General features: G+C 66.2%; 7 protein-coding genes and 1 pseudogene. 3 read left to right on the top strand and 5 right to left on the bottom strand.

Annotated features, from left to right (window positions below; all coding sequences use genetic code 11):
- Nucleotides 1-61: 61 nt before the first annotated feature.
- The 3 genes from HPA01S_RS07925 to HPA01S_RS07935 all read left to right on the top strand — a co-directional run bounded on the left by HPA01S_RS07925 (nucleotide 62) and on the right by HPA01S_RS07935 (nucleotide 4768).
- Complete coding sequence (locus tag HPA01S_RS07925; RefSeq protein ID WP_066268584.1) at nucleotides 62-1648, top strand: inorganic phosphate transporter; 1587 nt, start codon at nucleotides 62-64, stop codon at nucleotides 1646-1648.
- A 341-nt stretch (nucleotides 1649-1989) separates the two neighbouring features.
- Nucleotides 1990-3951, top strand: a complete 1962-nt coding sequence (locus HPA01S_RS07930) for a DEAD/DEAH box helicase (RefSeq protein WP_084360538.1) — start codon at nucleotides 1990-1992, stop codon at nucleotides 3949-3951.
- Between the two features lie 187 nt (nucleotides 3952-4138).
- On the top strand, nucleotides 4139-4768 hold the full coding sequence (locus HPA01S_RS07935) for a LysE family translocator (RefSeq protein WP_066268587.1): 630 nt from the start codon (nucleotides 4139-4141) through the stop codon (nucleotides 4766-4768).
- Nucleotides 4769-4796: 28 nt separating this feature from the next.
- Here the strand turns inward: HPA01S_RS07935 and HPA01S_RS07940 are convergent, their stop codons facing one another.
- The 5 genes and pseudogenes from HPA01S_RS07940 to HPA01S_RS07955 form a co-directional block, all read right to left on the bottom strand.
- Nucleotides 4797-6242, bottom strand: coding sequence for an efflux transporter outer membrane subunit (locus HPA01S_RS07940; RefSeq protein ID WP_066268588.1), 1446 nt, complete (start codon nucleotides 6240-6242; stop codon nucleotides 4797-4799).
- Nucleotides 6242-9430, bottom strand: coding sequence for an efflux RND transporter permease subunit (locus HPA01S_RS07945; protein WP_066268590.1), 3189 nt, complete (start codon nucleotides 9428-9430; stop codon nucleotides 6242-6244). The genes HPA01S_RS07940 and HPA01S_RS07945 overlap by 1 nt, the downstream gene beginning before the upstream one ends.
- A gap of 70 nt (nucleotides 9431-9500) precedes the next feature.
- On the bottom strand, nucleotides 9501-10784 hold the full coding sequence (locus HPA01S_RS07950) for an efflux RND transporter periplasmic adaptor subunit (protein WP_245638596.1): 1284 nt from the start codon (nucleotides 10782-10784) through the stop codon (nucleotides 9501-9503).
- A 497-nt stretch (nucleotides 10785-11281) separates the two neighbouring features.
- The gene (locus tag HPA01S_RS23030) at nucleotides 11282-11695 is read right to left on the bottom strand and encodes a hypothetical protein (RefSeq protein WP_157084929.1); all 414 of its coding nucleotides are present in this window, start codon (nucleotides 11693-11695) and stop codon (nucleotides 11282-11284) included.
- 165 nt (nucleotides 11696-11860) lie between these two features.
- Nucleotides 11861-12635: pseudogene (locus HPA01S_RS07955) on the bottom strand (IS5 family transposase).
- Nucleotides 12636-12667: the final 32 nt, after the last annotated feature.

Below are 12667 nucleotides of genomic sequence, written 5' to 3' on the forward strand. Positions count from 1 at the left end.
GCGCGCGCGGCGTTTCCACGTTTGTTGCATGTCAAAATCGTGACATTCAAGTGATGTTCGCATGACAAAAAAATCCCGTGCTCGCTTCCTTCTGAAGCACAAGGAGGCGCTGCAACTCGGCGCCGCGCTCTCGTTCCTGCTGGTGGTGGCTCTGTATGCCGCGGCCACCGGCGCGTCCACCACAGGCCTGACCAGTTCGGCCATCTGGCTGCTGATCGTGGCCGCGGCGGTGGGCGCCTACATGGCCATGAACGTCGGTGCCAACGACGTTGCCAACAACATGGGCCCGGCGGTGGGCTCGGGTGCCATGACCATGGGCTGGGCCATCGTGGTAGCCGCGGTCTTCGAGACGCTGGGCGCCATCGTGGCTGGTGGCGACGTGGTCGGCACCATCAAGGGCGGCATCATCCAGCCCGACAGCATCACCGATCCCTCGCTGTTCGCCTGGGTCATGTTCTCGGCGCTGCTGGCCGGCGCGCTCTGGCTCAACCTTGCCACCGCGCTGCGTGCGCCGGTGTCGACCACCCACTCCATCATCGGCGCGGTGCTGGGCGCGGGCATCGCGGCCGGCGGCTGGGACATGGTGAACTGGAACATGATCGGCGCCATCGTCATGAGCTGGGTGGTGTCGCCACTGGCGGGCTGCGCGATGGCCGCGGCCTTCCTCTACATGATCAAGCGCAGCGTCACCTACCGCAGCGAAAAGACCGATGCCGCCAGCCGCATCGTGCCCTTGCTGATCGGCCTGATGGTCTGGGCCTACACCACCTACATGCTGCTCAAGGGCCTGGGCCAGCTGGTGCATGTGAAAGCCTGGGCTGCCATGCTGATCGGCCTGGTCGCCGCGCTGGTGGTGTGGTGGCTGGTGCGCAAGCCGATTGCGCGCATGGCCATGCGGCAGAGCAACAGCAAGGACGGTGTGAACCGCCTGTTCACCTGGCCGCTGGTCTGCTCGGCCGCGCTGCTGAGTTTTGCGCACGGCGCGAGTGACGTGTCCAACGCCATCGGCCCGCTGGCGGCCATCTACGAAGCGGTGCAGGCCGGTGCCATTGCCACGCGCGCGGCGACCCCGATGTGGATCATGGTCATCGGCGCGCTCGGCCTGGCGGTGGGCCTGGCCCTCTACGGCGGGCGCCTGATCCGCACCGTGGGCAAGGAGATCACCGAGCTCGACAACATGCGGGCCTACGCGATCGCCATGGCCACCACCATCACCGTGATCGCTGCCACCCAGATGGGTATGCCGATCTCCACCACCCACGTCACCATCGGCGCGGTGTTCGGTGTCGGCTTCCTGCGCGAACTGCTGAAGGTGAACTACACCAAGATGGAGGCGGTGGTGTTCGCCGGCCATCAGGGCGCCGACCGCCATGAGGTCGAGGCCTACCTGAACCGCTTCGAGGCCGCCGAGGTGCACGAGAAGAAGCGCATGCTGGCCGACATGAAGCGCCGCGCCAAGGCGCACGAGGCCACCGAGGGCGCGGTGTTCGGGAAGAAGGAGCAGAAGGCGCTGAAGAAGGCCTACAAGAAAGAGCTGGTGAAACGCTCGGCGGTGCTGCGCATCGTCGCCGCCTGGATCATCACCGTGCCCGCCACCGCGGTGCTCGCGGCCGTGCTGTTTTACATCGTTCGGGCGGTGCTGGGCTGAGTGGGGTGGTGTAAAGACTCGGGTTTTCCCTGAATCTGTGCCATAATCGCGGGCTTCGCAGGCAACTGCGATGATTTGTGCATCTGCCTCACACACCAGGCCCCCCGAACACCCGGTTGGTTCGGTTCCACCAGGAACCCGTTCCCACTTCAGCGGATGGGGTCTTCGCTCCCGGCGTCACGCTTTCCTTTTGTGACCCATGGCGCGTCGATCGTTTGATGGTTGATGTTTTGTAACCACGAACGAATCCGACGCCACGGAGCTGCCACCTTTTCAGGTCGGCCGTCCCCATAGCGTTTGTTTTCAATCAATTGCGCCTTTACTGTGGCGCATGGACGAACATGAGCGACTCTTTTGAAGCCCGCGGCGATTTCTCGCCCGAAACCCAGTCTGCCGACACGGAAGCAGACACCTCCACCCCCATCGCCGCTGAAGCCGAGGCCGTTGTGCCTGCGGGCCCGAACGGTTTTGAACTGCTGGGCCTGGCGCCCGAGCTGGTGCAAGCCTGTGCCGACCTCGGCTATGTGCAGCCCACCGGCGTGCAGAAGAACGTGATCCCCAAGGCCATGGTGGCCGAGGGTGAACAGCGTTTTGCCGACCTGATGGTTTCCAGCCAGACCGGCAGCGGCAAGACCGCCGCCTTCCTGCTGCCCGTGCTGCACACCCTGCTGCAGCAACGCGCCGAGGCCGACGCCAAGGAACGTGCCGAGCGCGAACAAGCCGTGGCCGACGCCCTGGCCCGTGGCGAAGCACCGCCTAAGGCGCCCAAGCGCAAGGACCCCACCAGCCCGCGCAACTTCAAGGCCGCCACCCCCGGCGCCCTGATCCTGTGCCCGACGCGTGAACTCGCGCAGCAGGTGGCCAACGACGCCATCGACCTCGTGCGCCACTGCCGTGGCCTGCGCATCGCCAACGTGGTCGGCGGCATGCCTTACCAGCTGCAGATCGCCCGCCTGCAGAACGCCGACCTCGTGGTTGCCACGCCCGGCCGCCTGCTCGACCTGCAACGCTCGCAACAGCTCAAGCTCGACCAGGTGCAGTTCCTGGTCGTCGACGAAGCCGACCGCATGCTCGACCTGGGCTTCTCGGACGACCTCGCCGAAGTCAACGACCTGACCAGCCAGCGCCGCCAGACCATGATGTTCAGCGCGACCTTCGCGCCGCGCATCCAGCAGCTCGCCATGCGCGTGATGCACGACAACGGCAAGCACGTGCAGAAGGTGCAGATCGACTCGCCGCAAGAGCAACACGCCAACATCAAGCAAGTGCTGTTCTGGGCCGACAACGCCGACCACAAGCGCAAGCTGCTCGACCACTGGCTGCGCGACACCACCATCAACCAGGCGGTGGTGTTCTGCAGCACGCAGATCGAATGCGACGGCCTCGCCAGCGACCTGCAGCAAGCCGGCTTTGCCGCCGTTGCGCTGCACGGCGCGCTGAACCAGGGCATGCGCAACCGCCGCCTGATGGCGCTGCGCAACGGCCAGACGCAGTTCCTCGTGGCCACCGACGTGGCGGCGCGCGGCATCGACGTGCCCACCATCACCCACGTGTTCAACTTCGGCCTGCCGATGAAGGCCGAGGACTACACCCACCGCATCGGCCGCACCGGCCGTGCCGGCCGCGACGGCCTGGCCGTCACGTTTGCCGAGTTCCGCGATCGCCGCAAGATCGGTGACATCGAGGCCTACACGCGCCAGCGCATCGGCGTCGAAACCGTGCCTGGCCTGGAGCCGCGCCAGCGCGCACCGCAGCCCGAGTTTGGTGGCCGCGGCCGCCCGGCCGGCCGTGGTGACCGCTTCGGTGGTGGCGGCGGCGACCGTTTCGGTGGTGACCGCAACTACGCCGACCGCAGCAACTTCAACGCCCGTGGCCCCGCACCGCGTGGCCCGCGTTTTGAAGGCCGCCCGGAAGGCCGCTTCGACGCTCCGCGCGTTGACCACAGCCGCCCCGAAACGCGTTTTGACCCGCGCTTCGAAGGCCGTGCCGAACCGCAGCCGCGCCACGAAGGTCGCTTCGACAACCGTTCGGACAACCGCTTCGAGCAACGTGACCATGGCGGCTACCGCCAGGACACGCGCCCGGCCAGCCGTGGTTTCGGCGACCGCGGTGCACCGTCCGCCCGCCCCGGTGGTTTCTCCAGCTTCGGCCGCAGCGACAGCCGCCCGGCCGGCGCCGGTGACCGCGGTGGCTTCAGCGACCGTGGCAACGCCGAGCGCGGCGCCATGCGCGGTGGCGAATTCGCCCCGCGCCGCAGCGAAGGTGGCCCGGCCCGTCCGGTCGCCCGCCGCAGCCCGCGTTGAGCGGTCCGGTCCTGAGCAGGGCCGGCCTTGAACCACAACCCGGCTCACCCCGGGTTCAAGCCCCTCCCGCTTCGGCGCGAGGGGCTTTGTTTTGGGCGCTCGGTTGCTGGGTCGAGTCCAGCCACGCACTTCGCTATGCTGGCAGCCCGTTCGCCCGCACCTTCTCCCCGCCACACCGCTTCCGCCCATGTTGTCTCTCGACACCGCACTCAGTTTCTTCACGGTCGCCTTGCTGCTGGGCTTCACGCCCGGCCCCGACAACCTCTTTGTATTGATGCAGTCGGTCTCGCGCGGGTGCCGCGCCGGGTTGATCGTGATGCTGGGCCTGTGCGCCGGCCTGTGCGTGCACACGGCAGCAGTAGCCCTGGGGCTGGCTGCCGTGTTTGCCGCTTCGCCCGGGGCGTTCGTGGTGCTCAAGCTGGTGGGCGCCGCCTACTTGCTGTACCTCGCCTGGCAGGCCTGGCGCGCGCCCGCCGAGGCCCTGGGCAGCCAGGCCGCGCAGCCTGCCGCATCGGCGCGCAGCCTGTTCCTCAAGGGCATCGTGATGAACCTCACCAACCCGAAGGTGGTGCTGTTCTTCCTCGCGTTCCTGCCGCAGTTCGTGGAGCCCTCGGCCGGCCCGGTGGGTGTACAGATCGTGCTGCTGGGTGCCTTGTTCGTGCTGTCCACCCTGCTGGCCTTCGGCAGCATCGCCTTGCTGGCCGGCGTGTTGGGCGAACGCCTGTTGCGCTCGGCGCGCGCGCAGACGGTGTTGAACCGGCTGGCCGCGGCGGTGTTCGCCGGGCTGGCGGTGCGGTTGCTGGCGACCAGCCGCTGAACGCGGCCAGAAAAACCCAGCAGAAAACTCAGCCGCCCAGCACCTTCCAGAGCGCGATGCGGTTGGCCTGTTCCGACAGGCGCAGCGCGATCAGCACCTGTTGCGCGGCGTACAGGCTGCGTTGTGCGTCGAGCACGGTGAGGTAGTTGTCCACGCCGGCGGTGAAGCGCGCCTCGGACAACTCGAACGCCTGCGCGTTCGCCGCCACCACCGCCTCCTGGGCGTCCAGGCGGGCCTGCCACTGGGTGCGTTCGGCCAACGCATCGGAGGCTTCGCGGAAGGCGGTCTGGATCGCCTTCTCGTACTGGTTGACGGCGATCTCGCGGTTGGCCTGTGCCACGTCCACCGCGGCGCGGGCGCTGCCGCCGTCAAAGATCGGCCAGCGGATCTGCGGCACAAAGCTCCAGGTGCCGTTGCCGCTGGCGAACAGGTTGTCCAGCTCGCGGCTGCCGGTGCCCACGCTGGTGGTCAGGCTGATGGTGGGGAAGAGGGCGGCACGCGCCGCTGCTACGTTGGCCGACAGGGCGCGCAGGTTGTACTCGCTCGCGCGCACGTCGGGCCGCGCCAGCAGCAGACTGGACGGCAGTTCCGCCGGCAGCACCAGCAGGGCCGCGGGCGCCTGCGCCGGTTCGCCGCGCAAGGTGTCGGCGGTTGGCAGCCAGTCGGGGTTGAGGCCGCTGCCCACCAGCAGGTCTAGCGCGTTGCGGTCCTTGGCCACCTGGGCGGTGAAGGCCGCCACGTCGCCGCGCGCGGTTTCCACCGTGCTGCGGTTCTGCGCCAGCACCAGGCCCGAGGTGGCGCCGAGCGCGTGGATGCGCTCGGTCAGCTGATAAGCCTTTTCGCGCCCGGCCAGGGTGTCCTGCGCCAGCTTCAGGCGCGCCTGGTCGGCGGCCAGGTTGAGCCACGCGTTGGTGACGTCGGCCACCAGCGTGATGCGCACGCTCTGCTGGTTCACCTCGGACTGCAGGAACTGCTGCAACGCGGCCTCGTTGAGGTTGCGCACACGGCCCCAGAGGTCAAGCTCGAAGCTGGTGATGGCGAGTTGCGCGGTGTACTGGCTGCTCACGCTGGACACGCCGGCGCTGGACAGGTCGGCCGCGGTGCGGCTGCGGCTGCCCTGGCCGGCGGCGGCCACGGTGGGCAACTGCGCGGCGCTGGTGATGCCGTACTGCGCGCGTGCGCGGTCGATGTTGAGCACCGCCACACGCAGGTCGCGGTTGTGGCTGAGCGCCTGTGCCACCGTCTGCCGCAGGCCGGGGTGCTGCACCCAGGCCAGGGCCTGGGCGTCGGTCAGCGCTGCCGGGCGGGTCTCGGCCACCGGCAGGGGCTGGCCCAGGGTGGGGGCGACCACGCCTTGCACATCCGGTTGTACGGGCGGCAGCTGGGCGCAGGCGCCCAGGGCCAGGGCGGTGACCGCCGCGGCGGCGATGGCGGTCCAGCGGCGCTCAATGCGGGCAGCGTGCGGGCGCGGCATCAGGCTTCTCCTTGTGCGGACACGGGGTGGGCACCACCATGTGCGGCGGTGGCGGTTTGTTCGGCGTGGGCGCCGCGTTTGTCCTTCATGACCCAGCTGCGCACCAGCAGGAAGAACACCGGCACGAAGAACAGGCCGAGCGCGGTGGAGAGCATGGTGCCGCCCAGCACGGCGGTGCCGATGGCCTGGCGGCTGGCCGCGCCCGGGCCGGTGCCCAGGGCCAGCGGCAGCACGCCGAAGCCGAAGGCCAGCGAGGTCATCAGGATCGGGCGCAAGCGCCGGCGCACGGCCTGCACCGTGGCGTCGAAGATGCTCAGGCCCTTCTCTTGCAGCTGCACCGCAAACTCCACGATCAGGATGGCGTTCTTCGACGCCAGCCCCACCGTGGTCAACAGACCCACCTGGAAGTACACGTCGTTCGACATGCCCCGGAAGTAGGTGGCGAGCAGCGCGCCCACCACACCCAGCGGCACGGCCAGCATGACCGAGAACGGCACGCTCCAGCTTTCGTACAGCGCGGCCAGGCAGAGGAACACGAACAGGATGGAGATGGCGTACAGCAGCGGCGCCTGCGAGCCCGACTGGCGCTCTTGCAGCGAAGCGCCCGTCCATTCGTAGCCGATGCCCACCGGCATCTCCGCCATGATTTCTTCCACCGCGCGCATCGCCGCGCCCGAGCTCACGCCGGGTGCGGTGTTGGCCAGCATCTCCATCGACGGCGTGCCGTTGTAGCGCAGCAGCTGGGGCGCGCTGCTGGTCCAGTGGCTGGTGGTGAAGGCAGAGAACGGAATCATCTGCCCGGCGTTGTTGCGCACCGTCCATTGGCCGATGTCCTGCGGCAGCATGCGGTAGGGCGCGTCGCCCTGCACGTAGACGCGTTTGACGCGGCCGTTGTGCACGAAGTCGTTCACGTAGGCGCCGCCCATGGCGCTGGAGAGCACGCTGTTGATGTCGTTGATCGCCAGGCCCAGTGCGGCGGCCTTGCGGTCGTCCACCACCACCTTGAGCTCCGATGTGTCGTCGAAGTTGTTGGTGCGCATGTTGGTCAGCGAGGGGTGCTTGGTGGCCAGTTCGATCACGCGGTCCTTGGCGGCTTTCAAGGCTTCGTAGCCCAGGCCGTTGATGTCCTTGAGCATGAAGTTCACGCCGGCGTCCGACCCCAGGCCACGCACCGCGGCCGGCATGTTCACGAAGATGCGGGCCGAGCGAATGCTGGCCAGATCCCGGGTGGCCTTGCGCGAAATGGCTTCGGCACTCTGCGCCTGGTCGGGCCGCTCGTCCCAGGGCTTGAGGCGCACGAAGATGATGCCCGAGCTCTGGTTGCCGCTGTTGCCGGCGAGCGAGTTCACGCGCAGCACATCGGGCTGGGCGATGAAGTACTGCGTGATGTCCTGCAGCACCACCTCCAGCTGCGCATCGGACGAACCGGCCGGCATGGTCACGCTGGCGGTGATGAAACCCTGGTCTTCCACCGGCAGGAACGAGGTGGGCAGTTTGTTGAACAGCAGCACCACGACGCCGATGACCAGCACAAAGGCCAGCATCACGCGTTTGCTGCGCACCAGCAGCTTGCCGACGATGCCCTGGTAACCCCTGGAGGTGCGGTCGAAGCGGTCGTTGAACCAGACGAAGAAACGGTCCACCAGGCCCAGAAAACCCTTGCGCTGCTCGCGCCCGTGCAGGTGGTTCATGGGCTTGAGGATGGTGGCGCACAGGGCCGGTGTGAGCGTCAGCGCCACCATCACCGAGAACGCCATGGCCGATACGATGGCCACCGAGAACTGGCGGTAGATCACGCCCACCGAGCCGGAGAAGAAGGCCATCGGGATGAACACCGCCGACAGCGTGAGGCCGATACCGATCAGTGCCGGGGTGATTTCCTTCATCGACTTGCTCGTGGCTTCCTTGGCCGACAGGCCTTCCTCGTGCATCACGCGCTCGACGTTTTCCACCACCACGATGGCGTCGTCCACCAGCAGCCCGATGGCCAACACCATGGCAAACATGGTCAACATGTTGATGGAGTACCCCATCACCGAGAGCACGCCGAAGGTGCCCAGCAGCACGACCGGCACGGCGATGGCTGGGATCAGCGTGGCGCGCAGGTTCTGCAGGAACACGAAGATCACGATCACCACCAGCAGCAGCGCTTCCAGCAAGGTGATGGCCACCTCCTTGATCGACGCCCTCACGTACGGCGTGGTGTCCGAGCTGATCACGCCGGTGATGCCGTCGGGGAAGAAGGGCGCGAGCTCGGCCATCTTGGCGTTGATCGCATTGGCCACCGACATGGCGTTGGCGCCGTCGGCCAGCACGATGCCGATGCCGGCGCCGGGCTGGTTGTTCAGGCGCGATTTCACGGTGAGGTTGTCGCCGTCCAGCTCCACCCGCGCCACGTCACCGATGGTGACCACCGAGCCGTCGTTGGCCGCCTTGAGCACGATGTTGCGGAACTCCTCGGGCGTCTTGAGCTTGGTGCGCGCCGTGATGGTGGCGTTGAGCATCTGGTCTTTCACCGCCGGCAGCGCACCCAGCTGGCCCGCCGACACCTGGGCGTTCTGCGAGTTGAGCGCCGAGATGATGTCCGACGGCATCAGCGCGTACTGCTGCAGCTTGGCCGGGTCCATCCAGATGCGCATGGCGTAGCTGGTGCCGTACACGGTGACATCGCCCACGCCGTCCAGGCGGGAGATCACGTCCACCACGTTGCTGCTGAGGTAGTCACCAATCGCCACCTGCGTCACCGACGGATCGGGCGAGGTGAACACATAGGTCATCAGGTTGTCCTGGCCGCCTTTGTTCACGAACACGCCGCGGCTCTTCACCGCGTCGGGCAGCCGGTTCATGGCGGTCTGCAGCTTGTTCTGCACCTGCACCTGGGCCACGTCGATGTCGGTGCCCGGGGCAAAGGTGAGCTGGGTGCGCGAGCGGCCGGCGGAATCGCTGGTGGAGCTCATGTAGAGCACGTTGTCGATGCCCTTGAGCTGCTGCTCGATCACCTGCGTCACCGAGTCGGCCACGGTCTCGGCCGAGGCGCCGGTGTAGATGGCGTTGAGCGACACGCGGGGCGGCGCGATGTCGGGGTACTGCTCCAGCGGCAGCGTGAAGATCGACATGGCGCCCGCCAGCATGACCACGATGGACAGCACCCAGGCAAAGACGGGACGGTGGATGAAAAACTCGGCCATGGTGCAGCGGTGTGGAGTGGGGTTGCTCAGGAACCCGGGCCGCTCGGCATGAGCCGGCCCGGCGCCCGCTTCAAGGGGTGGCGGCGGCTGCCGGGGTCTGTCCGGCGGTGCCGGGCGCGGCGGCATTCGCCGTGGAGGGTGCCTGCGCGTTCACCACGCGCCCACCTTCCATGCGCATTTCCTGCGGTGTCACGGTCTGGCCCACGCGGGCCTTCTGGTAACCGTCCACCATCACGCGGTCGCCCGGCTTCACGCCGTCAAGCACCAGCCAGCGCGAGCCGAGCGCCTGGCCCAGCTTCACCGGGCGCTTCTCGATCTTGTTCTCTGCATTGAGCAACTGCACGCTGGGGTTGCCCGCCGGGTCGCGCTGCACCGCCTGCTGCGGCAGCACGATGGCCTGCGCCGATTCGCCGGTGGACAGCTGCGCACGCACATACATGCCGGGCATCAGCAGGCGCTCGGGGTTGGGGAAAGCCGCGCGCAGGGTGATGGCGCCGGTGCTCTGGCCCACGGTGGCGCCGGTGAACTGCAGCGTGCCGGTGTGGTTGTAGGCGCTGCCGTCTTCCAGGATCAGCTTCACCTTCGCGCCGCTGGCCTCCACCTTGCCGAAAATGCCGGCCTGCCACTGGCGGCGCAGCTCCAGCAGCTCGGCGCTGGACTGGGTGATGTCAACAAAGATCGGGTCGATCTGGTTGATGGTGGTCAGCGCCTGGGTCTGGTTGGCCGTCACCAGAGAACCGGTGAGCACGGCCGACAGGTCGGTCTGCCCGCTGATGGGTGCCGAGATGCGGCTGAACTGCAGGTTGATGCGTGCGTTGTCCAGCGCCGCCTGCGCCACTGCCACGTCGGCCGCCGACTGCGCAGCCTGTGCCTGGCTCTCGTCGTAGGCTTGGCGGCTGATGGCGTCGATCTTCACCAGCTCCGTATTGCGTGCCGCGTTGGCCTTGGTGGTCTGGGCCGAGGCACGCGCCTTGGCAAGCGCCGCCGTGGCGCTGCTGACCGAAGCCTCCAGCATGCGGGCGTCAATCTGGTACAGCGGCTGGCCGGCCTTCACCTGCGAGCCCTCGGTGAACAGGCGCTTCTGCAAAATGCCCGACACCTGGGGCCGCACCTCCGCGCTCTGCGAAGGCCGGGTGCGCCCCGCCAGCTCGGTGTGCAGGCCCTGGGCCTGCGTCGTCACCGTGATGTAGCCCACCGAGGGCGGCGTGGGCGCCGGCTTGGCCGCACCGTCCTTGCCACCGCAGGCCGCCACCAGGGCCAGCACAGCCAGCGCCACCGCCAGACCACTGGCACCGCGCCGGGCCCGTCGAGGGGCAGAGTGCGCGCAGCGCTCGATGGCGGACGGGGCGGGCATGAGGCGTGGGCTGGGTGTCGATGGCATGGATTTCAGAGCAGCATTCGTGGGGGGAGTTCACTGCGAACAGCGCGCATTGTGACCTTACATAACGGTCTGTGGCGCAAAGCGGCACTTGCCAGCGGCTGGCGCGGGTGGTTTTTCACGCGGCGGGGCTGCTGGCGCGGGCGGGCTTTGTGGTTGCTGTGGTTTAGCGCGACCCAGTGTGGTGCGCCGGCTGCAGATCGCAGTGATATTTGGGGCCGTCGAAGTCAAGGCCTTCGCAGCTTCGATCAGCACGGCGTGGTTGACTCCCATGATCTGCGCCGACTGTTTCTGGAGCAGACGGTACTGCGGCAGTCATCAAGCCGTGAGGCTTCCGGTTGGAGATGGGGCCTTTGCCGATACCGCTGCGCGCAGCCGGGGTCGCTGGCTATCGAAGCGGATATTTAATTGCTTTCTTCGACCCCGCGAACTCACTCAAAAGCTCGGTTCATGGATGCTTTTTAACGAATTGATCAAACTCGGTTGGACGGTCGTAGGTGGTTCCAGGAATCCGCAGTTTTCCCGAATTTTTCAAGCGTTAGTTCGGCGAGCTTTCGTATGTCCGCCCACTCCTTGGTTTCAATCAATTCAGCGTCTGTTTTCGGGTTCATTGGGTCATCGAATGCTATGTCAAACTCATTCAATTTGTCTCGGAAAGTACGAATTGCCATCTTCTGAGAATCGGTGATGGCAGCCGTCGACATCTCATTGTCAATAAAGTCATCGATGTCGTTGTCATCAAAAAATTGGCAATACAATTCGCTGGGGCAAATCACCGATGTAACCCCTTTGGCGCCATCAACCCAAACTGCGCGTTGAACATCAAGGTCTGTAAAAAACGCAACGCTGGATAGAAAATTCGATATGCGAGTATCAAGGGTGATCAATGTATTCTCCTTGTTGGATTTTAAGCTAGGGACGGTCTGCACAACACTCACAGCAATAGGCGTTAATGCGCGATGTTTCAGATAGCGACAGCCGCGGCGCGATTCGGGAGATTTCGGGGCCGATTTTCGGCCTCTTGCCGGTACCTCGGGGCGCTTTGGGCGCACTCATCCTCGGGCCTCTGTTAAGAGCGTTCGCCGCACCATCCACAGATTGCTCAATGCGAACAGCGTGTGCAACTGCGCGGTGTTCTTCGTCAAGCCGCTATAGCGCACCCTCACATGCCCGAACTGGCACTTGATAACCCGGAACGGGTGCTCCACCTTGGCGCGGATGCTCGCCTTTACGTGTTCGAGCTGGTCGAGCACAGCGCCCATCGGCGTGGCCTTGTCCAGCGCACGGCGCTTGCCCGGGCGCATGGCCACATGCCAGTTGACTTCGATGTTCTGCGTCTCTTCACGCTTGGCAACACCCTGGTAGCCCGCGTCAGCGAACACATCGCTCTCCTCTCCATGCACCAGTGCGCTGGCCTTCGTCACGTCATTCACGTTGGCCGCCGTGCCCACCACGCTGAGCACCAGCCCCGAGTCTGCATCCACGCCAATGTGCACCTTCATGCCGAAGTGCCATTGATTGCCCTTCTTGGTCTGGTGCATCTCGGGGGCGCACTCGCCACTGCTGTTCTTGGTCGAGTCCAGCCCACTGAATTCGCGAAACATCGGCGTGTCGTACAGCGCTTCTTCCATCGCCGGGTCCGACAGGTGGAACCACTCTTGAAGAAAGTGGATGCGCAGCATCGTCTGCACTGCAAACGCCGGGGGCAATCAGCGAGACCAGCTCGGCCCACGGCACCACCAAGTTCATCTCATCGAGGAACTCGCGCTTGCGCGTCCTCTAGGTCTTGCGCTCGTATCCGCTCTCGCCAAGGCTCATTTGCTTCATCTCGGCAATGTCTCACACTAGGCAATGTGGGG

Origin of the sequence: Hydrogenophaga palleronii NBRC 102513, from assembly GCF_001571225.1 — a bacterium.
GTDB lineage: Bacteria > Pseudomonadota > Gammaproteobacteria > Burkholderiales > Burkholderiaceae_C > Hydrogenophaga > Hydrogenophaga palleronii.

What these genes read in the sequence shown, in the direction of transcription:
- HPA01S_RS07925 (WP_066268584.1), top strand. Translation starts at nt 62, where the DNA reads ATGACAAAAAAATCCCGTGCTCGCTTCCTTCTGAAGCACAAGGAGGCG.
- HPA01S_RS07930 (WP_084360538.1), top strand. Translation starts at nt 1,990, where the DNA reads ATGAGCGACTCTTTTGAAGCCCGCGGCGATTTCTCGCCCGAAACCCAG.
- HPA01S_RS07935 (WP_066268587.1), top strand. Translation starts at nt 4,139, where the DNA reads ATGTTGTCTCTCGACACCGCACTCAGTTTCTTCACGGTCGCCTTGCTG.
- HPA01S_RS07940 (WP_066268588.1), bottom strand. Translation starts at nt 6,242, where the DNA reads ATGCCGCGCCCGCACGCTGCCCGCATTGAGCGCCGCTGGACCGCCATC.
- HPA01S_RS07945 (WP_066268590.1), bottom strand. Translation starts at nt 9,430, where the DNA reads ATGGCCGAGTTTTTCATCCACCGTCCCGTCTTTGCCTGGGTGCTGTCC.
- HPA01S_RS07950 (WP_245638596.1), bottom strand. Translation starts at nt 10,784, where the DNA reads ATGCCCGCCCCGTCCGCCATCGAGCGCTGCGCGCACTCTGCCCCTCGA.